A 23,543-nucleotide genomic window follows, 5' to 3' on the forward strand; every position below is an offset into this window, starting at 1 on the left:
TGCGATGAGGCGAGTCGTCGTCACAGGCCTTGGCCTGCTTTCACCGTTCGGCACGGGCTTCGAGCACAGCTGGAAGGAACTGCTTTCCGGCCGCAGCGCTGCCCGCCGCATCACCGAATTCGAGGTGGACGACCTTGCCTGCAAGATCGCCCACATCGTTCCGCGCGGTGACGGCACCAACGGCACCTTCAATCCCGAGGCCGTGCTCGAGCCGAAGGAACTGCGCAAGATCGGCGACTTCATCCTCTACGGCATCGCGGCCGCCGACGAGGCGCTGGCCGATTCCGGCTGGAAGCCCGAGACGCATGAGGATCAGTGTGCCACCGGCGTGCTGATCGGCTCCGGCATCGGTGGCATCGACGGCATTGCCGAGAACGCGTTGATCCTCAAGGAGCGCGGTCCGCGCCGCATCAGCCCGTTCTTCATCCCCGGACAGATCATCAATCTGGTCTCCGGCCAGGTTTCCATCCGGCACGGGCTGAAAGGCCCGAACCATGCGGTCGTCACTGCCTGCTCGACCGGCGCGCACGCCATCGGCGACGCCGCGCGGCTGATCATCTGGGGCGATGCCGACGTCATGGTGGCCGGCGGCGCCGAGGCGCCGATCACGCGGCTTTCCATGGCAGGTTTCGCGGCGTGCCGCGCTTTATCCACCGAGCGCAACGACACGCCCGAGATCGCTTCGCGCCCCTATGACCGCGACCGCGACGGCTTCGTCATGGGCGAGGGCGCCGGCGTCGTCGTCCTGGAAGAACTCGAGCATGCCAAGGCGCGCGGCGCCAGGATCTATGCCGAAGTCACCGGCTACGGCCTCACCGGCGACGCCTATCACATCACCGCCCCGGCCGAGGACGGCGACGGCGCTTTTCGTTGCATGACGGCGGCGCTGAACCGGGCGAAGCTCTCGCCCGCCGATATCGACTACATCAATGCGCACGGCACCTCGACCATGGCCGACACGATCGAGCTCGGCGCCGTCGAGCGGCTGGTCGGCAATGCCGCCTCCAAGATTTCGATGTCGTCGACCAAGTCGTCGATCGGCCATCTGCTGGGCGCTGCGGGCGCCGCGGAAGCGATCTTCTCCATCCTCGCCATCCGCGACAACATTGCCCCCGCCACCATCAACCTTGACAATCCGGAACGCGAGACGGCGATCGATCTCGTGCCGAACAAGCCGCGCCAGCGCCAGATCGATGTGGCGTTGTCGAACTCCTTCGGCTTCGGCGGCACCAACGCCTCGCTCGTCTTCCAACGTTATAATGGCTGAGCATTCAGCCCGCCGGCAGGTCCGCCGCCTGCCGTCATTTTTGCCAAATTTGTCCCTACGCTTCGGCTAGGGGATTCGTTGCAAGATCAGACGGCAGGGCGCCATGAATACAAATCCGGGCGGCGGCGGGGAATTCGGACAGCGTCAGACGCAAGGACCGATCGTGCCCAAGACAGCCGCCGAAGCGTTGCGCCCAGAGGCCGGCACGCCGCCGCCGTCGAAACGCTCGCGCGCGTCGCGCAGCCAGGTCGTCGTGTTCCTGAATTTCTTCCTTTCGTTGGTCATCCTGCTCGTGCTCGCCTCGGGTGCCGCGCTCTATTTCGGCATGCAGGCCTTCGTTGAGCCGGGTCCGTCGGCCAACGGCGACACTTTCATGGTCAAGCCGAACACCGGCGTGCAGGAGATCGCCGACCAGCTGGAGCGTCGCGGCCTGGTCAGCGATGCGCGCATCTTCAGGCTGGGCGTGCGCGCCACCGGCAACGATTCCGCGCTGAAGGCCGGCGAATACGCTATCAAGCCGCGCGCCTCGATGCGCGACATCATGGAGCTGTTCAAGAGCGGCAAGTCGGTGATGTATTCGCTGACCATTCCCGAGGGGCTGACGGTCGAGCAGGCGCTGCAGCGCGTGGCCGACCAGGAGGCGCTGACCGGCGACATGCCGGCGACCATGCCGCCCGAGGGCAGCATCGCGACCGACACGCTGCGCTTCACCCGCGGTGCCACCCGGCAGCAGATGGTGGACAAGCTGGTCGCCGATCAGAAGAAGCTGGTCGAGGACGTCTGGGAGCATCGCGCGCCCGATCTGCCGATCGCCAACATGGAGGACTTCGTCATCCTGGCCTCGATCGTCGAGAAGGAGACGGGCCGGGGCGACGAGCGCTCGCGCGTGGCCGCCGTCTTCCTCAACCGGCTGGCCAAGGGCATGCGGCTGCAGTCGGACCCGACCATCATCTACGGCCTGTTCGGCGGCAAGGGCAAACCGGCCGACCGGCCGATCTACCAGTCCGACATCGAGAAGCAGACGCCCTACAACACCTATCTGATCAAGGGCCTGCCGCCGACGCCGATCGCCAATCCGGGCCGCGCGGCACTGGAGGCGGTGGCCAATCCGTCGAAGACCGGCGACCTCTATTTCGTCGCCGACGGCAATGGCGGCCATGTCTTTGCCGCGACGCTGGAAGAGCACAACCAGAACGTCGCCCGCTACCGGGCGCTGCAGAAGAAGCAGGCCGATGCGGCGGCCAAGGCCTCCGGCCAGACGACGGCGCCGGCCGCCCCCGACGACAATGCCGGCCCCGATTCCGGTGATGCCGGCGACAGCGGCGAAAATGGCGACGCGGGCGGCGACGCCGCCCAGTAGGTCGCGGCCATTGCCGATCTGGCTCGCCGCCTTTGACGCCGGGCCGTATTCATGTTTTGAGGGGACATCCGACGCTGGGCCTGAGGCCCGGCGTCTGCAAGGGGCGCATGTTCGGGCAATAGCGCGCCTGGGCCTGCGACAGGGGTGACACGCATATGAACGTGCAGAGCATGACCGGTTTCGCGCGAGCCGTTGCTGAACGCGACGGCACGTCGATCGCCTGGGAAGTGAAATCGGTCAACGGCAAGAGCGTCGAGGTCAGGCTGAGATTGCCGCAAGGTTTCGACCGGCTGGAACCCGCTGTACGGCAGACCGTGCAGAAGCGCTTCGCGCGCGGCAATTTCCAGGCGACGCTGACCGTCGCCCGCGCCGTCGCCCAGCAGGCGCAGCCGGTGGTCAACGAAGCCTTCCTGAAGGATCTGGCGGGCTTGGCCAAGCGCCTGCAGGAGCAGTTCGGCACCCAGCCCGCGACCGCCGATGGGCTGCTTGCGCTGCGCGGCGTGCTCGACATTCCGGACACGGTCGAGACGGAGGAGGAGCGAGCCGCTCTCGACGCCGCGATCCTGTCGGCGCTGGACACCGCACTTGCCGGGCTCGAGCTGGCAAGGCAGAGCGAGGGTGCCGCGCTGCGCACGCTGTTGTCCGGCCATATAGCCACCATCGAGGCGCTGACGCTCAAGGCCGAAGCCGACCCGTCGCGCGAACCGGCGGCGATCCGCGAGCGTATCGCCGAACAGGTCGGTCTGCTGATGGATGCGTCGGCCAATCTCGACGCGGTCAGGCTGCATCAGGAAGCAGCTTTCCTCGCCACCAAGGCCGACATCCGCGAGGAGATCGACCGGCTGAAGACGCATGTCGCTTCCGCGCGCGCGCTGCTTTCCGGCGGCGGCGCCGTCGGCCGCAAGCTCGATTTTCTGGCGCAGGAATTCAATCGCGAATCGAATACCTTGTGCTCCAAGTCGAACGCCGCCGCGGTCACCGCGATCGGGCTGGAGCTCAAGGCGGTGGTCGACCAGTTTCGCGAACAGGTTCAGAATCTGGAGTGACGGGATGGTTGCCAAGGAACCGACGGCTGCCAGGGATTTGGGATCCCGCATCCGCCGCCGCGGGCTGATGCTGGTGCTGTCGTCGCCGTCGGGCGCCGGCAAGTCCACGATCGCGCGCAATCTTCTGGAAAGCGATTCGAGCCTGGAGCTGTCGGTCTCCGTCACCACCAGGCCGCGCAGAGGCTCGGAGATCGAAGGCGTCCACTACCATTTCCGCACCATGCGCGAGTTCGAGCGGCTGCGCGATTCCGATGCGCTGCTGGAATGGGCGGAGGTACACGGCAATTTCTATGCGACGCCGCGCGAGCCGGCGGAAGTGGCGCTGGCCGAAGGCCGCGACATGCTGTTCGACATCGACTGGCAGGGCGCCCAGCAGCTCAAGGAGAAGATGCGCGCCGACATCGTCTCGATCTTCATCCTGCCGCCCTCGATGAAGGAGCTGAAGGCGCGCCTGAAGCGCCGCGCCGAGGACCAGGAGCAGGTCATCGAGACCAGGCTGAAGAATGCCCGCGTCGAGATCGAGCACTGGAAGGAATATGACTTCGTCATCGTCAACGACGATCTCGACCGCGCCTTCGCCGAGGTCCGCGCCATAGTGACGGCGGAGCGGCTTCGGCGCGACAGGCGGCCGGGCCTGTTCGACTTCATCTCGGGATTGCTGGACGAGAAGACGGAGTAGGCGCTCTTCCGCCTTCGGGCGATTAAATCGCATCAGCCGTCCGGCAGGTCATCCGGCCATCGCTGCGCTCCGTGAAGCACACGCAGGATTCGAACAGTATTTTCGTTGAGCTGATAGGCTGCGACGTAGGGCGTGCCGACGATGACAAGCTCTCGCGTACCTGCAACCCTGCCGGTCCGGCCGCTCTCGGGAAAGCCACGAAGACGGGCTGTCGCGGCGACAATCCGCCCGTCGACGGCGATTGCGGCTACGGGGTTGTCAGCCTCGATATGCGTGAATATCCCGTCGCGATCCGAAAGCGCAAAGGCCGACCAGACGATCTTCAAGATTTAGGTTCACCGGCCTTGCTGCGCGCTGCCGCGCGTCTTTCGGCGAAATGCGCCTCGACTTGATCATCAGGAATGTCAGGTCGGGTGTCGTCGAGGGCCTCGCGCACCTTGGCGCGAAACCACACATCGTAAGCCTCACTGTTTGCCACCAGATCGATGGGCAGCGCGCCCTCGTTGGCGGTTCGGGTGAGGAGTATCCGCACCGCGTCCGAAACCGTCAGCCCCATGCTTTCGAGCACCGCGGAAGCCCGGTCCCGGATGTCGGCATCGATACGCGTCTGGACAAGTGCGTTCGTTGGCATGGCGGTCTCCTTTGCCAAGAATGTAATGCACTTGAATGACGAATGCCAGTGCACCTTCCTTCTCCCCGTTTACGGGGAGAAGGAGCTACACCGCGTTCGTCAACCTCACGAATTCCTCAACGCTGAGCGTCTCCGCCCGCCTTGTCGGGTCGATGCCGGCGCGAGTGAGCAGCGCTTCGCCGCCGAGGCTCTTCACGCTTTGCCGCAGCATCTTGCGGCGCTGGCCGAAGGCGGCTTCGGTGACGCGGCCCAGCCGCTTGCCATCGGCGGGCAGGGGGGAGGCGCGCGGCACCAGATGCACCACCGAGGAGGTGACCTTCGGCGGCGGCGTGAAAGCCTGCGGCGGCACGTCGAAAGCGATCTTTGCCTCGGTGCGCCAGCCGGCCAGCACGCCGAGCCGGCCATAGGCGTCGCTGCCCGGGCCGGCGGTGATGCGCTCGGCTACCTCGCGCTGGAACATCAGCGTCATCGATTGATAGAAAGGCGGCCATTCGGCCAGCGTCAGCCAGCGGATCAGGAGCTCCGTGCCGATGTTGTAGGGCAGGTTGGCGGCGATCTTCACCGGGCCGCCATTTGCCTTGCGGGCAAGCGCAGCGAAATCCGTCTTCAGCGCATCGCCGGGAATGACCTCGAGCCGGCCGGGATAATGGCTGGACACCTCGGCCAGCGCTTCCAGGCAGCGCTCGTCGCGCTCGATGGCGATCACGCGCCGGGCGCCGTTGAAGAGCAGCGCTCGGGTCAGCCCGCCGGGGCCGGGGCCGACCTCGATCACCGTCGTCTCGCCAAGCTCGCCGGCCGCGCGCGCGATCTTGCTCGTCAGGTTGAGGTCGAGCAGGAAGTTCTGGCCGAGCGCCTTCTTGGCTTGCAAGCCATGGCGCTCGATCACCTCGCGCAGCGGCGGCAATCCGTCGATGGTCACGCGCCCCCCGCTCAATCGAGCCTCATGCGGCCGCGGCGTGGCGGCCGCTGTCGGCAAGCCGGCGCGCGAGCCTCAGCGCAGCGATCAGGCTGTCGGCGCGCGCTATCCCCTTGCCGGCGATGTCGAAGGCCGTGCCGTGGTCCGGCGAGGTGCGGATGAAGGGCAGGCCGAGCGTCACGTTGACGGCCTCGTCGAAGGCCAGCGTCTTGGCCGGGATCAGCGCCTGGTCGTGATACATGCAAAGTGCCGCATCATAACCGGCGCGTGCCTGCGGGTGGAACATGGTGTCGGCAGGCAGTGGTCCGACCGCATCGATGCCTTCGGCCTGAAGCGCCTCGACGGCCGGCAGGACGATGGAAAGATCCTCCATGCCCATCGCGCCGCCTTCGCCGGCATGCGGGTTGAGCCCTGCAATGGCGAGCCTGGGCCGCGCGATGCCGAAGCGGCTTTGGAGATCGGCGGCGGTGATGCGGGCGGTGGTGACGATCAGCTCGCTCGTCAGAACCTTCGGCACCTCGGCAAGCGCGATGTGGATGGTGACCGGAACGGTGCGCAGTTCGGGTCCGGCAAGCAGCATCACCGGCGTCACCTCGGAGCCGGTGTGGCGCGAGGCCAGATGCGCCAGGTATTCGGTGTGGCCGGGAAAGCGGAAGCCGGCGTCGTAGAGCGGCTTCTTGGCAATCGGGCAGGTGATGACCGCGGCGGCATGGCCGGCGAGACAGTCGGCGACGGCGCGGTCGATCGCCTCGATGGTGCCCGCGGCATTGGCTGGATTAGGCACCCCGGGGCTATCCGTATGGCGGGCGTAGAGCGGAACGACGGGCAACGCGCGGGGAAAGTGATGCGCCGCTTCCCCCGGCAAGGTCTCCATGATCGCCACGCTGGCACCGATTTCGCGCGCACGCGCCGCGATCAGGGCCGGATCGGCAAGCAGGTAGAAAGGCGGCACACCGGCGCTGTCGCCAGCCTGCCAGGCGGTGATGGCGATCTCCGGTCCGACGCCGGAAGGGTCGCCAACGCTGAGCGCCAGCGGCGCATCGCTCCTGCGCATGCTCATGGCGCCCTGCGGGACGCCATGCCTGCTTCGCGGCAGGGCGGGTGGCTCGAGCCTTGTTCCGTCATGCGCCGAAACGGCCTAGCGCTCGACGATCTTGGCCTTCTTGCGCAGTTCGTCGACATATTTCTTGCTGAGCTCGTCGGCATCCTTGTCGTTGCCGCCTTCGGCCTGGAACACCATCTGCGCGGCCTTGTCGTCGGAAACCTCGCGCGAGGAGCAGATGCCGATGAACTCGACGCCGCGTTCGGTCTCGCGCGTCGGCGTCGCGCCGCCGACCTTGGTCGCCTTGATCTGCTCGGCCCAGTCCGACGGCAATTGCGGCGCCAGCACGCGGCCGAGATCCCGCACCGTGACGTCGATCAGCCCCTTGGCGAATTCGCGCGTGGTGTTGCAGCCGTTGAAGCGGGCACGCATGGCGTCGGCCTCACGCTTGCGCTTGGCAAGCGTCGCGGAGCGCTCGGAAGCCGGCACCACGAAGATCACCTGCTGCAGCATATATTCCATGGCGGTCGGCTTGGAGCCGCCCTTGTCGAGCATGCGGCGGACCGCGTCCTGCTCGGTCACCGAGCCGCCCTCGCCGGAGCGGTAGCGCGCGCCAAGCGCCTGGTTCCAGGCCATCTGCGCGCGGATGAACTCCTTGAAATGCTCCTTGGTGACGCCCGACTGCGTCATGATGGCGTCGAGCTTGGCCAGCGGCATCTTGTTGTTGGAGGCAAAGCGCTGATAGGCGGCATCGACCTGCTGGTCGGTGATGAGGATGCCGAGCCGCCTGGCCTCGGCCAGGCGCAGGGTCTGGTCGATCATTTCCTGCGCTGCATCGCCTTTCTTGCGCTGCAGTTTGAAGAATGCGGCACGGTGCGCGATGTCACCGGTGGTGATCGGTACGTTGTTGACGACATATTTGATCTGGCTGGCGAACGCCGGCGGCGTCATTGCCATCATCGAAACCGAGGTCGCCGCCACCAGCAGCGCGAATCCTGCCGAAAACAGGTATTTCCTCATCTCACCTTCCCAATTCCTATCCGCCACGACGGCGCCGCACGTCCTCCGAACGCATGCGCTATGTGGTCGACCCCATGCCCGTCCTATGCGGCGAAACAATGTCGCCGGCGCATCCCCCCGAGAATCGGCCCCATTTTCGAAGGATCGCGCGCCAAATCAAGGCCCACGGTATCGGCCTCGCGAAGCGATGCGCAACGCCGTGGCCCGCGCCTGCCGCCGCTTACTGGATCGTGTCGACGGCGGCGGTCGACGAGCCGAAATCGCCGAGCGTGCGGAACGACAGGTTGAAGCCGATATTCTGCGACACTTCCTTGGTGACCGTATCGCGCGTCTGCGAGAACGTCATCACATAGGTGAAGCAGGAATCGTTGTAGGCGAAGCCGACGCCGTCCTTGACCAGGACGCTTGTCTCTAGGTCGTAGGTGCCGGTGCCGAAGACCCGCCAGCTCTCGGCCAGATGCGTCGAGGCGCCAAGCGTGACCTCGTGGCGGTCCGTGGCGAAGCCGTAGAGCGGCTGCGCCTGGATGAAGGCATATTTGGCGCTGAGCGAAACCGGCAGGCCGGAATAGGCGGCCTTGATCTCCGCGCGCCTGACCTCGAAGCTCTGCTCGTCGAAACGGCCGCTGAGCGAGCCGGAGAAACCGCTCGGGCTGTTGAAGCCGATAAGGCCGACATAGTCGGATTTCGCGGTCTGCAGGCCCGAATAGGCGCCGACATTGACGAGGTCCGGAGCGTCGAAGGAGTTCTCGCCGCCCAACTGATATGACTGGCCGAAGATGGCGTTGGTACCCCAGCCATTTTCATAGGCGCCCGAATAGCGGAAGCCGACATTGGCGCGCGTGCCGCCTTCGATGCGATCGTAGCCGGAGAACTTGTCGCGCTCGAACAGCGTCGTGGCGTCGAAGACGAAGCTCTGCGCGTCCTCGTTCGGAATGGCCAGTCCGCCCACATATTGCTCGTTCGGGCGCACGAAGATCTGCGCCGTCGGCTCCAATATGTGGCTGGAGTTCGACATCGAGAACAACAGTGGCCAGCGCATCTCCAGACCGAGCGTGGCCATGTAGCGTGCGAGCGAGGAGCGCATATCGACGTCCTCGCCGAGATTTGCCGCCATCTGGTTGACGGCGTCTAGCGAGGCGGAATTGGCGTTCACATAGCCGGCGTCGCCGCGGAATGCCAAAAGCGGCGTCACTTGCAGGCCGCCGTCGGTTGTGAAGGTGCGCTTCCATTCGGCTTCCGCCGACAGCCGGCTGGACTGGCCCTCGAGGCCGCGCACGTTGTTGATGGAAGTCGGATCGAGTTTGTCGGCCAGCACCGCGTCCAGCCGGTCGCGGCTGATGACGCGCGCGTTGACGTTGAGCGACAGCTGGCCGCCGGCCACCGACATGTCGGGGATATAGGCGTAATCGAACGACGGCAGCACCCAGGGCTGCTTGGCGGATCGCGCCGTCGGGTCGCTGGACAGCGTGTCTTCCTGCACCTCGAAACGCATTGCCCTGACGTCGAAATAATTACGGTCGCTCAGGCCCGTCAGATAGATCGAGGACTGGTGGACGAGGTCGCTGTAGCCTTCGATGTTGTAGGTGCGCGAGAAATTCTTGTCGGTCTGCAGCAGCACGTCCCAGCCGAAGTTCCAGCGCTCGTTGATGGCGAACTGGCCCTTGGTGCCCATCATGCCGCGGAACTTGTTCGGGTCGTTGGGCTCCCCTGAATCGACGGTGTAGCGGTTGCCCGTGCCGATGAAGGCGTCGGGATCCTGTTGATTGATGCCGGCGATCTTCAGGCTGTATTCGCCATTGTTGAAACGCTGGCGCCATTCGGCCTCGCCGAGGAAGCCCTGCTTGGTGTAGCCGCTGCCGGTGACGGTCAGGTCATAGGTCGGCGAGAGCGCGAAATAATAGGGGACTTTGAGGCCGACGCCGAGGTGATTGTTGTAGACGATGCCCGGGATCAGGAAGCCACTCTTGCGCTTGACCGTCGGGTCGGCGATCTCGAAGGCCGGCAGATAGGCGAGCGGGAAGCCGAAGAACTCGAAATTCGCGTTCTCGAAGCGAACCGTCTTCTTCTCGCCGTTCCAGATGATCTTTCTCGCCTTGACGCGCCATGTCGGCGCCGAGTCGGGTTTGTCCTCGCAGGGCTCGCAAGCGGTGTAGATGCCGTTGTGGAACGTCGTCAGCACGCCGCCCATGCGCTCGGCGCTTTCGGCGGCGAAATAGGCCTTCTCGATCGTCTCGACGCGCAGCGCGTTGACGAAGCCGTCGGCGAAGTCGTCGGTGATGTCGATATGGTCGGAATTGATCTTTGTGCCGTCGCTGTTGATGAGCTCGACGGCGCCGCTGGCCACGAGGCGCTTGGTGTCGCGGTTGTACACCACGCGCTGGGCGACGAGCTTGTTGCCGCCGTAGTCGATCTGCACGCCGCCGACGGCGGTCACCGTGTGCTTGTCGTTGTCATAGATGAGCGTATCGGCGGCCAGCAGCATCTGCGTGCCGGAGGGGACGGGCTTCGCCGTGATAGTCTGCGCCAGCGCCGGTACCGCCGGTACCACGCAGGCAAACAGACATGCCAAAGCGGTCGCCCCATAAAGGCGTGCCAAACCGGCCTGCCTATGGCTGCGCAAACCAGCCTCCCTCACTAGCCGTCTTCCTTGTATAGCAGAAAAGTCACCCCGAAGAACATAGCCACGACAACCGGAACCCATGCAGCCACCATTGTAGGCACGAATCCGGCGACCCCGAATGCCTTGACCAGTACCGAAACGACATAAAGCAGAAAGCCGGCCACGACGCCACCCAGAATCATCGTTGCCGACTGCCCCATCCGCGCAAATCGCATTGAAACTGTTGCCGCAATCAGCGTCATGGCGACGAGGAGGAACGGCAGCGCCACCAGCGAATCAAACTGCATGGCGAAGGCATTTGCCTTCAGGCCGAAGGAGCGGGCAACCTCGATCTTTGCCGGCAGGTCGTAGAACGGGATGGTTTCCGGGCGCGCCAGGCGTTCCTGCACGAATTCCGGCTTGAGGTTGGTGGGCACCCGGTCGGAAGCCTCGGGACGGATGTTGCCGTCCTTGAACACCTTGACGTCCTGCAATTCCCAGTAGCCGTCGCGCAGGTAGGCGCGCGCGGCGTCCTTGCGTTCGACGATGTTGCCCTGCTGGTCGAGGACGAAGAACACCGCGTCCGCCATCTCCAGCCCCTGGTTGAGGATGGCGCGGGCGCCGATGATGGTGTCGCCGGAACTGGTCTTTTGCCTCAGCCACGGCGTCGCGTCGGCGGCGACGGCGTTCGACTTGCCGGCTCTGAGCTGATTTTCCATCTGCTCGGACCAGGAAAAGCCATGCGCGGCGATCGGGTTGAGCACGCCGACCGACAGCAGGCCGAACATCAGCGCGCCGACGCAGCACGGGAAGAGAAACTGCCAGGCCGAAACGCCGGCCGAGCGCGCGATGACCAGCTCGTAGCGGCGGTTGAGCGATACCAGCGTCGCCATCGCCGAGAACAGCCCGACGAACGGCACCGTCTGCAGCATGATCATCGGCATCCTCAGCGCCGAAATGGCGAAGGCTGTGCCGTAGGTGAAGCCCGGCAGCCCGGTCGTGCGGCCCGAAAGCTCGGTGAAATCGATCAGGAACACCAGCGCCAGCAGGCCGAGAAAGAACCAGACGGTGATCGTCACATAGCGAAAGAAGAAATAGCGGCCCAGCGTCCAGCCCATCGTCAGGCCCCCTGGCCGGAGGTGCCGCGCCGGGCGAGCCACAGCTTGAGCGCGGTCCAGCCCTCGCTGACGCGGCCGGCGAGATTCGTCATCCAGTCGGCCCAGGCGGTGGGCAGTTCCATGCTGCGCGAGGAGACGATGAACCAGACGGAGACCGCCGAGGCCACGATTGGCACCGCGTAGACCATATAGGCGTAATACCAGACCTTGTCGGCCTTGCCGGCGGCGAAGAAGCCAAGCCAGCGCACAAAGAGGGCGATTGCGATTGCCGTGATCAGCGGATGGATGCGCGCCTCGCGGTGCGAGCGCGCGTCGCCTGCGACGGCAAGCGCGATCAGCGCGAACACCAGCGAATAGGACCATTCGGAGAAGCGCTGGTTGACCTCTGCGGTGTAGCTGCCCGGATTGCGCTGGTACATCCTGTCGTTGGCATCCGGATTGAGCAGGTATGGCGTCGTCCGATCCTTGGGCAGCAGCGTGATCTCGTTCGCCGCCGACATGAAGGCCGACAGGTCGAAGGCGTAGGAGGTGAAGCGGATGACGGAAAGGTCGCCGGTCACCGATTTGCGGTTGATGACGCCGTCATTCATCATCAGCACCTTCTCATCACCCTTTTCGACGATGCTGCCGGTCTTGGCGTAGTAGGTGAGATTGGCGCCTTCCTCGCGCGAATCGGCGACGAAGATGCCGCCGAGCTTGTTGTCGGGAAGCCGCTCGCCGATCTGCAGGAACAGGCCGTCGTCGATCCTACGGAACGTGCCTTCCTGGATGATCAGCGACAGAAGGTCGGCGCGCGAGGCTGCCACCAGCTGCCGGTTCTTCTGTCTGGCATAGGGATCGACGCCGTTGTCGACGGCGAAGGAAAAGACGCTGGCCGCCAGCGCCAGCAAAAGGATCGGCCGCGCGATCGTCCAGCGCGAGGCGCCGGCGGCGTTGATCACTGCCAGCTCCGAATCAGTATTCATGGCGCTCAGCGTCTGCGCCACCGCGACCACCAGCGCGAACGGCACCACGATCGGAATGATTGAGGGGATGATCAGCGCTGCGACCTCGAAGAAGGTCAGCGCCGACTGGCCGCTGTCGGTGACGAGGTCGATCTTGGCCAGCACCTGCGTCGTCCACACGATCGCCAGTGTCCACACCAGCGCCGCCAGGAACATAGCGGTGGTGCGACGCATGATGTAGCGTTCAACGACCTTCATGAAGGCTTTTCTCGATTGTGCCGAACGGCATCATGCCCGCCGACAAGGTAGTCATCCGCCGACGCTCGTACAACCGGGTCCATAGGCGGCTCATCTGGTTTGTCGCTCCACGCCACGCGCCCCGGCGCGGCGGAGTGTCCGCGTCAATGGATAAGAAATGCAAAACATTGATGGTTAACAACAGGTTGCGGCATGAGCCTTATGTCTTGCCGCGACGAATCCTTCGGTGGTTGCTGCGCCGATATAGACAGCGATTTCGGCCAAAGTCTTGCCAAATGGCCGAAAACGACCAAATGTCGCGCACGCTTGAAAGCCGGTTCGCGGCGCCCCATCCCGAAAGCAGGATCTGATGACTTCGAGACCTTCGATTGCCTTCGCCAAATTCGCCGCGCCCAAAAAAGGCAGCGTCTTCGTGCTTGCGGCCGACGGCGGCGCTCTTGGCGATGCCGCGAAGGCCTGCGACCCGGCCGGCGCACTGGCGCGCGCGTTTCCGGTCGCCGATTTCTCCGGCAAGTTCGCCGGCACGGTGGAAGTGCTGGCGCCGGAAGGAACGTCTGTCGACCGGCTGGTGGCGATCGGCGCCGGCAAGGTCGCAAGCCTCGACGATTACGCCTGGCTGAAGCTCGGCGGCGCGGTTGCCGCCGCGCTCCGCAAGGCTGCGGACGTCGCGATGGTCCTCGACCTGCCGGAGTTCCAGCCGGACGGTAGCCAGGCGGCGAACCTTGCCGCCGGCATCCTCCTGCGCAGCTACGGCTTCGACAAATACAAGACCAGGAAGGACAAGGAAGATGGCCAATCCGACGCCAAGGGGTCGGAGGCCAAAAAGGCCGAAGCGGCGAAGCCGGTCAAGATAACCATCCACTGCGCCGATCCGTCCGCCGCCAAGAAGGCCTTCGCCGGTGAAGAGGCCGTTATCGACGGCGTGCTGCTTGCGCGCGATCTCGTCAACGAGCCGGCCAACGCGCTTGGGCCGATCGAGTTCGCCGCGCGCGCGAAGGAACTCGAAGCCCTTGGCGTCGAGGTCGAGGTCCTCACCGAGAAGGAGATGAAGAAGCTCGGCATGGGTTCGCTGCTTGGCGTCGCGCAAGGCTCGCCGCGCGGTGCCCGCTTGGCCGTCATGCAATGGAAGGGCGGCAAGGCCAAGGACGTGCCGATCGCCTTCATCGGCAAGGGCGTCACCTTCGACACCGGCGGCAATTCGATGAAGCCGGCCTCGGGCATGGAGGACATGAAGGGCGACATGGGCGGCGCCGCCGCCGTCACCGGGCTGATCCATGCGCTGGCCGCGCGCAAGGCCAAGGCCAACGTCGTCGGCGTCATCGGCCTGGTCGAGAACGCCGTCGACGGCCACGCCCAGCGGCCCGGCGACATCGTCACCTCGATGTCGGGCCAGACCATCGAGGTGCTCAACACCGACGCGGAAGGCCGCCTGGTGCTCGCCGATGCGCTCTGGTACGCCAACGACCGCTTCAAGCCGAAATTCTTGGTCAACCTGGCGACGCTCACCGGCGCCATCATGGTGGCGCTCGGCCAGCACTATGCCGGCCTGTTCTCCAACAATGACGAGCTGGCGGGCAGGCTGACCGGCGCCGGCCAGGCGACGCAGGAGCGGCTGTGGCGCATGCCGCTGGGAGCCGAATACGACAAGCTGATCGATTCCAAGAACGCCGACATGAAGAACATCGGCGGCCGCTATGGCGGCGCCATCATCGCCGCGCAGTTCCTGCAGCGTTTCGTCAAGGACACGCCCTGGGCCCATCTCGATATCGCCGGCACGGCGATGGGCGCGCCGGCGAGCGAGATCAACCAGTCCTGGGGCTCCGGCTTCGGCGTGCGCCTGCTCGATAGGCTGGTGCGCGACCACTACGAGGGGTAGAGCTTGATAAATTCGCTCCGCCGGCCGTCTGGCGCGGTTTTCTGCGCTTCCGGTGCTCACGGACCCGAAAGTCCGCTCCGCTCCGGTTCTCGGAAACCACGCCATACGACTCGGCGGAACGAAATTTCTCGAAGCCCTACCTGGCGAGCGGTGTAGCGATGGCCGACATCCTGTTCTACCACCTGACGGAATCGACGCTCGAGGAGGCGCTGCCGGGCCTGCTCGAGCGCAGCGTCGAGCGCGGCTGGCGCGCCGTCGTGCAGACCGGCACCGAAGAGCGGCGCGACGCGCTCGACCAGCATCTGTGGACCTTTCGCGACGATTCCTTCCTCGCTCATGCCACCGACCGGGAAGCCTATCCGGCCGAGCAGCCGATTCTGCTCACCACGGGGGAGGGCAACCCCAACGCCGCGCAGATACGCTTCCTCGTCGACGGCGCCGTACCGCCCGAGCTTTCCGGCTATGAGCGCGCCGTCTTCCTGTTCGACGGCCATGATGCCGCGCAGCTCGAAGGCGCGCGCGGCCACTGGAAGACGATGAAGGAAGCCGGCCACGCCGTAACCTACTGGCAGCAGACGCCAGACCGGCGCTGGGAGCGCAAGGCGTGAGGCTCGTCGCGTCTATCGTTCAGGGCGCGGCCCGCTCCTGCTTCTCAAGATAAATCCACAGCGCCTCGGCCACCGGCCCGTGCGGCCGGTCGCGCCGGCGCACCGCCGCCACCGTTTCGGTGCGGCCGGGGATATGCCTGCCAGCGATGGAGATCAGCCGTCCGTCTCGAAGCTCATCCTCGATCAGCCACTCGGGCAGATGGCCCCAGGCCAGCCCGTGTAGGATCAGCTCCTTCTTCATCATGTGATCCGGCGTCGAGCAGGAATGCGCGCCATCGAGGACGAAGAAGTTCTCGGCCGGCGGACGCCGCGCCGTGTCCCGGATCACGCACTGGGTGAAAGGCCGCATCGCCTCCGGCGTGATCTCGCGTGTGTCTTGGAAGGGCAGGAACCCGGGCGCCACCACCGGCACGAAGGCCACCTCACAGAGGTCGATCCGTTCGAGACGCGGATCGGACGGGTTGGCGCGATGGAAGATGAGATCGGCCTCGGCATCCATCAGGCGTTCGACAGGCCCACTGATCGCCTCATATTCCAGATGCAGGCGTGTGCGGATGCGATCGGCGAAAAAGCGGCTCAGCAGGCCGAGGATTCGCGGCCTTGGGCAGACATCGCCCATCACGACGCGCAGGATGGTTTCCTCGCCGCTCGCCAGCTGCCCCGCATAGGTCTGGAGATGTTCGAGCTCGCGCAGCGCCAGCCGGGCGCGCGCATGGAAATGGCGGCCTTCATCCGTCAGGCTCACCCGATAGCCGCCGCGGTCGAGCAGGGTGAGGCCGAGCTGCGTTTCCAGCCGGGCGACGGCCGCGAAGACGGATGGATGCGTCCGGTTCAGGGCCGCGGCCGCCGCCTGGAAGCTGCCCTGGGTGACGACGGCATCGAAACATCTGAGATCGTGGAGCTTCAGGCCATCCATTGTCGATGTTCCATACAGAGATTTTCAAATCATAGTAATTTCTTTCGATAATCTCCAGACCTAGCCTCCTCGTCGAAAAGACGGCGGGAACCCTCCCGCCAGATCAGGATGAGGACCAAAATGACCGAAACGCTTCATTTCACGGCGGGCGACGGCGCCCGCATCGCCTATAGGCTGGATGGCCCGGAAGACCGGCCGGTGCTCGTGCTGTCGAATTCCATCGCCACGACCTTCCACATGTGGGACGGCCAGGTTCCCGAGTTCGCCAAATCCTTCCGCGTGCTACTCTACGATTTTCGCGGCCATGGCGGCTCCGATGCGCTGGCTGGCGCCTATTCGCTCGACCGGTTGGGCCGCGACGTGCTCGAACTGCTCGATTTCCTCGGGATCGCCCGCGTGCATTTCCTCGGCCTGTCGCTCGGCGGCTTCGTCGGCCAATGGCTGGGCATCCACGCGCCGGAACGCATCGAGCGGCTGATTCTCTCCAACACCTCGCCGCATCTGGGACCTGCGTCCTACTTCGACGAGCAGATCCGCACCGTGCTTGCGTCAAGCGACCTGTCGGCAGCGGCGGACATGTTCATGCGCAACTGGTTCCCGCCTTCGATGCTTGCCGGCCGGAACGAGACGGTCGAGGAATTTCACGCCGCGATTCACGCCATGTCGCCGCAAGGGCTCGCCGGATGCTTCGCCGCCGTGCGCGACGCCGATCTGCGCCGGCCGATTTCGCTGATCACCGCGCCGACGCTGGTCATCGGCGGTGTCGACGACAAGGTCACGCTCGCCAGCCACAGCGAGGCGATTGCAGCGGCGATTTCTGGGGCGGAGCTTGTGCTGCTTCCCGGCGTTCATCTGCTCAATGTCGAGCGCCCGGCGGAGTTCATGGAGGCGGTGCAGGGCTTCCTTCGGCGATCTCCGGCTTAGAACTTGGCTGCTCGACCGCGTGAGCTTTGCGAACATCGCCGCTTTTTGGTTTAGATAGTCGCAAGCTCACGCGGCGGGGGGAGGATGCGGATCAGGATTGTCGGAACCGGCAGGGCGGTGCCGGCCCAATGCGTCGCTACAAGTGCGCTGGAGGAGGGGCTGGGCCTCGGCCAGGGCGCACTTGAGGCAGCCACCGGTGTCGTCGAACGCTATGTCTGCGCGGCCGAATCGCAGATCGACCTTGCCTGCGCCGCGGCAAGCCTTGCGCTTGAAGATGCGGGGCTAGAAGCCGAGACCGTCGACCTGATCATCGGCGGCTGCGGCGTGCCCTACCAGCCGCTGCCGGCGACCGCGCCGCTGGTCATGCAGCGCCTTGGTCTCGCCGATGGTTCAGCCGCCGCTTTCGATGTCAACAGCACCTGCCTTAGCTTCCTCACCGCCTTCGAGACGGCCGGCCGCATGATCGAAACCGGGCAATGCGAGACGGCGCTGGTGTTTTCCTCCGAAGTCGCCTCGCGCGCTTTGCCTTGGCACGACGCGCCGGAGGTCGCCGCGCTCTTCGGCGACGGCGCGGCGGCGGCCGTGCTGCGCAGGGCGGCGCGGGGCGAGGGCAGGGTGGCGGCGAGCCTGATGCGCACCTATCCGTCCGGCTGGGCGGCTTGCGGCATTGGTTCGGGCGGCACCCGTTTCGACTTCCACAAAGACCCGGAAGAATTTGCCAGCCACAGCCTGTTCCAAATGGACGGCAGGGAGCTGTTCCGCCTGACCTCGCGTCATTTCAACGGTTTCGTTTCGGCACTGCTGGAGCGCGCGGGCTGGCGGCATGGGGACGTAGATCTCGTCGTGCCGCACCAGGCAAGCCCGTTCGCGCTCGCCCATATGGCGCGCCAGACGGGCTTCGCGCCGCAAAAGCTTGTCGACATCGCGGCCCGCTTCGGCAATCAGATCGCCGCCTCCATTCCTTTCGCGCTCGATATCGCGCGCCGCGAGGGGCGCGTGGCGCCTGGGATGAAGCTGCTCTTTCTCGGCACGTCCGCCGGCGTGTCATTCGGCGGCATGGCGCTGGAAGCCTGACGATGGTCGTGCTCGTCACCGGCGCCAGCGGTTTTCTCGGCTCTCACGTGCTTAAGCGGCTGGCGGCTTCGGGCACGCTGGCACTCGGGCTCGGCCGCGATGCGGCACGCTGCGCCGCGCTCGAGGCAGCCGGCCATCGCATCATCCGTCATGATATCGCGCAGCCGCTCGATGGCGCGCTCGATCCGAGGCTCGGCCGGGTCGAGCGCATCATCCATTGCGCCGCGCTCTCTGCGCCCTTCGGCCGGCTGCAGGATTTCGTGGCGGCCAATGTCACGGCGACGCGGAACCTACTCGACTTCGCGACGCGACGGAGCGTCAGCCGTTTTGTCCACATTTCCAGTCCGTCCGTATGCTTCGCCTTTCGCGACCAGCTCGGCCTCACCGAGGACATGCCGCTACCCGATCCCGTCAACCACTATGCCCGCACCAAACGCGAAGCAGAGCGGATCGTGCTTGGTACGTCAGGTGTCCATCCGGTGGTGCTGCGGCCGCGCGGCATTTACGGCGCCGGCGACCGCGCGCTGCTGCCGCGCCTGATCAAGGCGGCAAAGAGCCGGCCGCTGCCGCTGTTTCGCGGCGGCCGGGCCGCGATCGATCTCACCCATGTCGACGACGTCGTCGATGCGGTCATGGCGGCGCTCGCAGCACCCAAAGAGGCCGAGGGCCAGATCTTCAACATCTCCGGCGGCGAGATGCTGCCGGTGCGCCGCATCGCCGACGATGCTTGCGCCCGCGCCGGGATCGGGGCGCGCTGGCGGCCGATGCCGCTCACGCCGGCCATGTTGGCCGCCGGCCTGATGGAAGCGGTGGCGATCAGGCTGCCCGGCCGCCCGGAGCCGCCGGTCACCCGCTACGGGCTCGGCCTCTTCGCCTATGCCCAGAGCCTCGACATCTCCAAGGCGAGATGCGTGCTGCGTTGGAAACCAAAGATTTCCTTCGAGCAGGGGCTCGACCGGACCTTCGGTGGCGGAGCGACGCCATGAAAATCACCTTTGCCAACAGCGCCTGGGTCAGTGCAGCCGAGCGGCTGATCCTGCGCAACGGGTCGTGGCAAAACGTGCGCCTGCGCGTTCGCTATGGGCTGATCTTTCACCCTGTCGCCGGGCCTGTGCTGGTCGATACCGGCTATACGCGGGAAGCGCTTTCGGGGGAGCGACGCGGCCGGATGCTGCGCCTCTATGGCGCGCTGCTGAAACCTCAGCTCAATGCCGCCGAACAGGTCTTGCCGGTGCTAAAGCACTTCGGCTTGTCGCCTGATGACATCCGCACCGTCATCGTCACCCATTTCCACGCCGACCACATCTCCGGCCTGTCGCTGTTTCCCAACGCACGCTTCGTTGCCAGCGACGCCGCCTGGGCGCGGGTCAAGGCTCGCACCCCGCGCCAGAACCTGCGCCATGGCATCTTCAGCGAGCTGTTTCCGGCCGACTTCGAAAAGCGATTGGACGGTCTGTCCTCCAAGCGGCGCCTCGAAGCGCGCGATGGCGTGCCGGGGGGCGCGGACCTCTTCGGCGACGGCAGCGTGGTCGCGGTCGATCTTCCGGGACATGCCGACGGCCAGTTCGGCCTGCTGTTCACCGGCCTCGAACGGCCGCTGCTCTATGCCGTCGATGTGCAATGGCTGCTTACGGCCTTGACCGAAAACCGCACGCCGGGCTTTCCGGCCACGCTGATTGCCGAGGAGGCAGCGGCAATAGAGCCGACCAGCGCAATGCTGCGGCGCTTCATGGGCACCGGCAGCGAGGTGATGCTTTGCCATGATCCGATGCTGACGCCCTACGATCTCGCTTTGAGCAATCCGGAGGCCGGATGAACGCTCTGGCGGAAGCGGTCGGCTCCTTTGCCCTGACGCGCCGGGTGTCGCGCAAGAGCCGCGCCGATTTCGAGCGCTGGCAGGCCGCCGCCTTGCGCCGCTTCCTCGACCGCGACCTGCCGCGCGCGCCGTTCTACCGCCACGCGCCGGCGCGTCTCGCCGATCTGCCGGTCACCGACAAGGCGCTGCTGATGGCGCGCTTCGAGGATTTCAACATCCATGGCGTGACCGTCCCTGAGGCCTGGGCGGCTCTAGCCGGCGATGGGCGAGTCGGCAATCTCACTGTCGGCGCAAGCACCGGAACATCAGGCAACCGCGGTCTGTTCGTGATTTCGGAGGCGGAGAAATACCGCTGGCTGGGCACGATACTCGCCAAGGCGGCACCCGATCTGTTGTGGCGCGGCATGCGCGTCGCCGTCGTCCTGCCGCAGAACACCGGGCTTTACGACATTGCCCGCAAGTCGCGGCTGATCAAGCTCGCCTTCTTCGACCTGACGCTCGGGCCGGAACGCTGGCGCGAGGCGCTTGAAGCCTTCGACCCGACAGTGATCATCGCGCCGCCGAAGATGCTCAGGCATTTCGCCATCGAAGGTTTCCGCCTCCACCCGAAACGCGTCTTCTCGGCCGCCGAGACGCTCGACCCGGTCGACCGTCCGGTGATCGAATCTTTCTTCAAGCTGCCGCTCGACCAGATCTACATGGCGACCGAAGGCCTGTTCGCCGTGACCTGCCGAGAGGGCGGGCTGCATCTTGCCGAAGACTCCGTCTTCTTCGAGTTCGAGCCGGCCGGCGATGGTTTGGTGACGCCTTTGGTCACCACCTTCCGCCGCCGCACGCAAATCATGGCGCGCTACCGCATGAACGACCTGTTGCGCCTCTCGGACCAGCCCTGCCGCTGCGGCTCGCCGCTGCGCTGCGTCGACGAGATCGTCGGCCGCATGGACGATTTCTTCCGGCTGGATTCGCCGTGCGGTCCGATCCTCGTCACGCCCGATGTGCTGCGCAACGCCGTGCTCAACGCCGACCGCCGCATCGATGATTTTCGGCTCATCCAGATCGCGCCGGATGCGATCGAGCTCAGGCTTCCGCTGGCGCTTGCCGACGACGCAGCGACGGCAGCGCTTCAGGCGGTGTGCTCGCTGTTTGAGGGACGAGGAGCGAGCACCACGGTCACGCTGATCCGCGCGCCACTGCTGCTCGAAACCGGCCGCAAGCTACGGCGTGTCGAATGCCGTCTGGAGCGGGCGCCATGAGCAGGGCAGGCGTCATAGAAAGGCCGATGCAGCAGGCCGACCGGGTCGAAAACAATCCGGCCAAGGTCGAAGCTTTCGTGCGGCTGTTCAACGAAATACCGGTTGGCGACCTCATCGCCAATCTGACGACCAGGGTCGAGACTTTCGAAGTCGCCGGCCGGACGTTTCCGCTGACGCTCAACTCTGCGAATGAAGCGCCGAACTGCTACATCTGCTGCCCGTCCAGCGCTTATATCGACTATGCGATAGACGAGACGCACAATTTCGCGGGCCACCCGCTGTTGCGGCGGGCGCTTCAGGTCCTCATCGGCGCCTGCGCGCCGCTGGTCCGGGCAAGCGGCCTCGACCATCAGGTGCAGGTCAACAACTGGCTCTATTCCACCAATCCGGTGCCGCTGCTCGACCGGCAGACGATCGCGGTGCTTCACTCGGCGCTGGTCGCGCGCTTTCCCGATCGCGCTATCGTCATCCGCTCGCTGAACGAGATCGCCGATCCGGCAACCATTGCCGCGCTGAAGGCAGAAGGTTTTCGAATGCTGGCGGCGCGGCAGATCTACATCTTTGCCGACCGCAGCGCCGCGCCCGCCATGACCAAAAACATGAAGTACGATCGCAAGCGGCTCGCCGCCACGCCGTTCGAGCGCGTCGGCGATGCCGATTTCACCGAGGCCGACTATGCGCGCGCCGAGCAGCTCTACAACATGCTCTATCTGGAGAAATACACGCCGCTCAATCCGCACTACACGGTCCGTTACATCGCCGAGATGCACCGGCGCGGCATCATCAGCCTTGCCGGCCTGCGCCGCCCCGGCGGCGAACTGGTCGCGGTCACCGGCCTGTTCGAGAATGGCGGCACGCTCACGCAACCGATCGTCGGCTACGACACCAGCCTGCCCCTCAGCGAGGGACTCTACCGGATGGTGATGGCGATGGGTCAGGACCATGCCACGGCGCGCAGCCTGTTCTTCAACATGAGCGCCGGCGCGGCGGGCTTCAAGCGGCTGCGCGGCGCTGTCGCCGCGATCGAATACATCGCCGTCTTTGCCGGCCATCTCCCACGCCGCCGGCGCTTGGCGATCCGCATCATGGAGAGCGTGCTGGCGTTGGTCGGCATCCCTCTGCTCAGGAGGTTCGAATTGTGAGCGAGCGCCGGGATCGTGCGAAGGATCACTGGCAGGCGGTGGCACTGTCGGCCGATATAGCCAAGCGGCCGAAGCGCATCCTTCTCGATGGCTCACCGCTGGTGCTGTTTCGCTCGGCGCAGGGCATTGCCGCGCTGTTCGACCGATGCCCGCATCGGCTGGTCGAGCTGTCGACCGGCAAGGTCGTCGGCGGCGAGATCGAATGCCCCTACCACGGCTGGCGCTATGATGGCGAAGGCCGCTGCACGGCCATTCCCGGCCATGTCGGCGCCATGCCGCATTACCGAGTGCGCCGCTACGCCGCGATCGAACGCGACGGCATCGTCTTCGTCTCTTCCGGCACGCCACGGGGTGAACCCTATCTCCATTGCATGCAGGGCAAGGACATCATCGTGCGGCGGGTGCGCTCATCGACGCAGTCGACCGTTATCGATGTCGCCGAGAACATCCTCGACGCCACCCACACCCATTTCACGCACAAGGGCCTGCTGCGCGGCCTGACCTCGAAACGCCATCTGGTTCGGGTCGAGGTGACCGGCGGCGAAGGCTGGGTCGAAGCCCGCTACACCGGCGAGGATCGCCAGCAAGGCCTGATCAGCCGGTTGCTGGAAGGCGAGCGCACCAAAACCATCGGCCGCTTCCGCCATCCCGGCATCGCCGAGCTCGAATATTGGGGCAAGGACGGGCTGGTCCTCGCCACCACCTTTCATCTGCGGCAGGCCGACGACCGCACCGTCGAGGGCGTCGGCTGGCTGATCGGCCGCCGCCAGGGCCTGCTCGGTGAGTTGAAGGCGCTCGCCTTCAAGCCGCTCTTCACCATCGCGCTGCATCAGGATCGCCGCGTGCTGAAGTCCGCAAGCGACAACGCCCGTTTCGCGCCCCAGGCACTGCCGGTGATCGGGCCGCTCGATTTCCTGCGGCGCGACATCGCGGCGATCATGGAAGGCAAGCTGCCGGCGGCGGCGAGTGAGCCAAGGGTGCATCAGATCGAGTTGTGAATGGGCCGCTGACAAAGCAAGGATATGCCGCGTTCCTTCGCGCCCCCCTCTGTCCT

General features: G+C 65.5%; 22 protein-coding genes. 13 read left to right on the forward strand and 9 right to left on the reverse strand.

What is annotated here, in order from left to right:
• The first annotated feature begins 4 nt into the window (after positions 1–4).
• The 4 genes from fabF (at position 5) to gmk (ending at position 4,352) form a co-directional block, all read left to right on the forward strand.
• The gene (fabF, locus tag RFN30_RS03100; RefSeq protein ID WP_320260653.1) at positions 5–1,267 is read left to right on the forward strand and encodes a beta-ketoacyl-ACP synthase II; all 1,263 of its coding nucleotides are present in this window, start codon (positions 5–7) and stop codon (positions 1,265–1,267) included.
• A gap of 103 nt (positions 1,268–1,370) precedes the next feature.
• Positions 1,371–2,627 (forward strand): endolytic transglycosylase MltG, encoded by a 1,257-nt coding sequence (gene mltG, locus RFN30_RS03105; protein WP_320260654.1) that lies wholly within the window; start codon positions 1,371–1,373, stop codon positions 2,625–2,627.
• 155 nt (positions 2,628–2,782) lie between these two features.
• The gene (locus tag RFN30_RS03110; RefSeq protein WP_320260655.1) at positions 2,783–3,673 is read left to right on the forward strand and encodes a YicC/YloC family endoribonuclease; all 891 of its coding nucleotides are present in this window, start codon (positions 2,783–2,785) and stop codon (positions 3,671–3,673) included.
• 4 nt (positions 3,674–3,677) lie between these two features.
• Positions 3,678–4,352, forward strand: coding sequence for a guanylate kinase (gene gmk, locus RFN30_RS03115; protein WP_320260656.1), 675 nt, complete (start codon positions 3,678–3,680; stop codon positions 4,350–4,352).
• A 32-nt stretch (positions 4,353–4,384) separates the two neighbouring features.
• Here gmk and RFN30_RS03120 read toward each other — a convergent pair whose 3' ends face one another.
• From RFN30_RS03120 to lptF, 8 genes are all read right to left on the reverse strand, one after another.
• Positions 4,385–4,678: a type II toxin-antitoxin system RelE/ParE family toxin gene (locus tag RFN30_RS03120; RefSeq protein WP_320260657.1), complete on the reverse strand. Its 294-nt coding sequence runs from the start codon at positions 4,676–4,678 to the stop codon at positions 4,385–4,387.
• Positions 4,675–4,983 (reverse strand): type II toxin-antitoxin system RelB/DinJ family antitoxin, encoded by a 309-nt coding sequence (locus RFN30_RS03125; RefSeq protein ID WP_320260962.1) that lies wholly within the window; start codon positions 4,981–4,983, stop codon positions 4,675–4,677. The genes RFN30_RS03120 and RFN30_RS03125 overlap by 4 nt, the downstream gene beginning before the upstream one ends.
• Before the next feature lie 85 nt (positions 4,984–5,068).
• Positions 5,069–5,902, reverse strand: a complete 834-nt coding sequence (gene rsmA / locus RFN30_RS03130; RefSeq protein ID WP_320260963.1) for a 16S rRNA (adenine(1518)-N(6)/adenine(1519)-N(6))-dimethyltransferase RsmA — start codon at positions 5,900–5,902, stop codon at positions 5,069–5,071.
• A gap of 22 nt (positions 5,903–5,924) precedes the next feature.
• Positions 5,925–6,953, reverse strand: coding sequence for a 4-hydroxythreonine-4-phosphate dehydrogenase PdxA (pdxA, locus tag RFN30_RS03135; RefSeq protein ID WP_320260964.1), 1,029 nt, complete (start codon positions 6,951–6,953; stop codon positions 5,925–5,927).
• A gap of 84 nt (positions 6,954–7,037) precedes the next feature.
• Complete coding sequence (locus tag RFN30_RS03140) at positions 7,038–7,961, reverse strand: peptidylprolyl isomerase (RefSeq protein ID WP_320260658.1); 924 nt, start codon at positions 7,959–7,961, stop codon at positions 7,038–7,040.
• A gap of 220 nt (positions 7,962–8,181) precedes the next feature.
• Positions 8,182–10,596, reverse strand: a complete 2,415-nt coding sequence (locus RFN30_RS03145; RefSeq protein WP_320260659.1) for an LPS-assembly protein LptD — start codon at positions 10,594–10,596, stop codon at positions 8,182–8,184.
• Positions 10,596–11,678: an LPS export ABC transporter permease LptG gene (lptG, locus tag RFN30_RS03150; protein WP_320260660.1), complete on the reverse strand. Its 1,083-nt coding sequence runs from the start codon at positions 11,676–11,678 to the stop codon at positions 10,596–10,598. Before lptG ends, RFN30_RS03145 begins: the two co-directional genes overlap by 1 nt.
• Positions 11,679–11,680: 2 nt before the next feature.
• Complete coding sequence (gene lptF, locus RFN30_RS03155) at positions 11,681–12,880, reverse strand: LPS export ABC transporter permease LptF (RefSeq protein WP_320260661.1); 1,200 nt, start codon at positions 12,878–12,880, stop codon at positions 11,681–11,683.
• A 349-nt stretch (positions 12,881–13,229) separates the two neighbouring features.
• Here lptF and RFN30_RS03160 point away from each other — a divergent pair, with 349 nt between their 5' ends.
• Positions 13,230–14,756: a leucyl aminopeptidase gene (locus tag RFN30_RS03160; RefSeq protein WP_320260662.1), complete on the forward strand. Its 1,527-nt coding sequence runs from the start codon at positions 13,230–13,232 to the stop codon at positions 14,754–14,756.
• Positions 14,757–14,914: 158 nt separating this feature from the next.
• Positions 14,915–15,364 carry a DNA polymerase III subunit chi gene (locus RFN30_RS03165; RefSeq protein WP_320260663.1) on the forward strand — a complete coding sequence of 150 codons (450 nt, stop codon included), beginning with the start codon at positions 14,915–14,917 and terminating at the stop codon, positions 15,362–15,364.
• 19 nt (positions 15,365–15,383) lie between these two features.
• Here RFN30_RS03165 and RFN30_RS03170 read toward each other — a convergent pair whose 3' ends face one another.
• On the reverse strand, positions 15,384–16,280 hold the full coding sequence (locus RFN30_RS03170; protein WP_320260664.1) for a LysR family transcriptional regulator: 897 nt from the start codon (positions 16,278–16,280) through the stop codon (positions 15,384–15,386).
• A gap of 120 nt (positions 16,281–16,400) precedes the next feature.
• On the opposite strand from RFN30_RS03170, the gene RFN30_RS03175 reads away from it, so the two are divergent.
• From RFN30_RS03175 to RFN30_RS03205, 7 genes are all read left to right on the forward strand, one after another.
• Entirely contained in the window at positions 16,401–17,204 is an 804-nt protein-coding gene (locus RFN30_RS03175; RefSeq protein WP_320260665.1) for an alpha/beta fold hydrolase, read from the forward strand.
• A gap of 84 nt (positions 17,205–17,288) precedes the next feature.
• A complete protein-coding gene (locus RFN30_RS03180; RefSeq protein WP_320260666.1) occupies positions 17,289–18,278 on the forward strand; it encodes a 3-oxoacyl-[acyl-carrier-protein] synthase III C-terminal domain-containing protein in 990 nt (329 codons plus the stop codon).
• Positions 18,279–18,280: 2 nt separating this feature from the next.
• Positions 18,281–19,264, forward strand: a complete 984-nt coding sequence (locus RFN30_RS03185; RefSeq protein WP_320260667.1) for an NAD-dependent epimerase/dehydratase family protein — start codon at positions 18,281–18,283, stop codon at positions 19,262–19,264.
• Positions 19,261–20,094, forward strand: coding sequence for an MBL fold metallo-hydrolase (locus RFN30_RS03190; protein WP_320260668.1), 834 nt, complete (start codon positions 19,261–19,263; stop codon positions 20,092–20,094). The genes RFN30_RS03185 and RFN30_RS03190 overlap by 4 nt, the downstream gene beginning before the upstream one ends.
• Entirely contained in the window at positions 20,091–21,347 is a 1,257-nt protein-coding gene (locus tag RFN30_RS03195; protein ID WP_320260669.1) for a F390 synthetase-related protein, read from the forward strand. Before RFN30_RS03190 ends, RFN30_RS03195 begins: the two co-directional genes overlap by 4 nt.
• Entirely contained in the window at positions 21,344–22,489 is a 1,146-nt protein-coding gene (locus RFN30_RS03200) for a GNAT family N-acetyltransferase (protein ID WP_320260670.1), read from the forward strand. Before RFN30_RS03195 ends, RFN30_RS03200 begins: the two co-directional genes overlap by 4 nt.
• Positions 22,486–23,487, forward strand: a complete 1,002-nt coding sequence (locus RFN30_RS03205; protein ID WP_320260671.1) for a Rieske 2Fe-2S domain-containing protein — start codon at positions 22,486–22,488, stop codon at positions 23,485–23,487. The genes RFN30_RS03200 and RFN30_RS03205 overlap by 4 nt, the downstream gene beginning before the upstream one ends.
• The last annotated feature ends 56 nt before the right edge of the window (positions 23,488–23,543 follow it).

It is taken from the genome of Mesorhizobium dulcispinae, from assembly GCF_033977345.1.
GTDB classification, from domain to species: domain Bacteria; phylum Pseudomonadota; class Alphaproteobacteria; order Rhizobiales; family Rhizobiaceae; genus Mesorhizobium; species Mesorhizobium dulcispinae.

Bases quoted from the DNA above. Each gene is read 5' to 3' on its own strand.
- fabF (WP_320260653.1), top strand. From the start codon at position 5: ATGAGGCGAGTCGTCGTCACAGGCCTTGGCCTGCTTTCACCGTTCGGC.
- mltG (WP_320260654.1), top strand. From the start codon at position 1,371: ATGAATACAAATCCGGGCGGCGGCGGGGAATTCGGACAGCGTCAGACG.
- RFN30_RS03110 (WP_320260655.1), top strand. From the start codon at position 2,783: ATGAACGTGCAGAGCATGACCGGTTTCGCGCGAGCCGTTGCTGAACGC.
- gmk (WP_320260656.1), top strand. From the start codon at position 3,678: ATGGTTGCCAAGGAACCGACGGCTGCCAGGGATTTGGGATCCCGCATC.
- RFN30_RS03125 (WP_320260962.1), bottom strand. From the start codon at position 4,983: ATGCCAACGAACGCACTTGTCCAGACGCGTATCGATGCCGACATCCGG.
- pdxA (WP_320260964.1), bottom strand. From the start codon at position 6,953: ATGCGCAGGAGCGATGCGCCGCTGGCGCTCAGCGTTGGCGACCCTTCC.
- RFN30_RS03140 (WP_320260658.1), bottom strand. From the start codon at position 7,961: ATGAGGAAATACCTGTTTTCGGCAGGATTCGCGCTGCTGGTGGCGGCG.
- lptG (WP_320260660.1), bottom strand. From the start codon at position 11,678: ATGGGCTGGACGCTGGGCCGCTATTTCTTCTTTCGCTATGTGACGATC.
- lptF (WP_320260661.1), bottom strand. From the start codon at position 12,880: ATGAAGGTCGTTGAACGCTACATCATGCGTCGCACCACCGCTATGTTC.
- RFN30_RS03160 (WP_320260662.1), top strand. From the start codon at position 13,230: ATGACTTCGAGACCTTCGATTGCCTTCGCCAAATTCGCCGCGCCCAAA.
- RFN30_RS03165 (WP_320260663.1), top strand. From the start codon at position 14,915: ATGGCCGACATCCTGTTCTACCACCTGACGGAATCGACGCTCGAGGAG.
- RFN30_RS03170 (WP_320260664.1), bottom strand. From the start codon at position 16,280: ATGGATGGCCTGAAGCTCCACGATCTCAGATGTTTCGATGCCGTCGTC.
- RFN30_RS03175 (WP_320260665.1), top strand. From the start codon at position 16,401: ATGACCGAAACGCTTCATTTCACGGCGGGCGACGGCGCCCGCATCGCC.
- RFN30_RS03180 (WP_320260666.1), top strand. From the start codon at position 17,289: ATGCGGATCAGGATTGTCGGAACCGGCAGGGCGGTGCCGGCCCAATGC.
- RFN30_RS03185 (WP_320260667.1), top strand. From the start codon at position 18,281: ATGGTCGTGCTCGTCACCGGCGCCAGCGGTTTTCTCGGCTCTCACGTG.
- RFN30_RS03190 (WP_320260668.1), top strand. From the start codon at position 19,261: ATGAAAATCACCTTTGCCAACAGCGCCTGGGTCAGTGCAGCCGAGCGG.
- RFN30_RS03195 (WP_320260669.1), top strand. From the start codon at position 20,091: ATGAACGCTCTGGCGGAAGCGGTCGGCTCCTTTGCCCTGACGCGCCGG.
- RFN30_RS03200 (WP_320260670.1), top strand. From the start codon at position 21,344: ATGAGCAGGGCAGGCGTCATAGAAAGGCCGATGCAGCAGGCCGACCGG.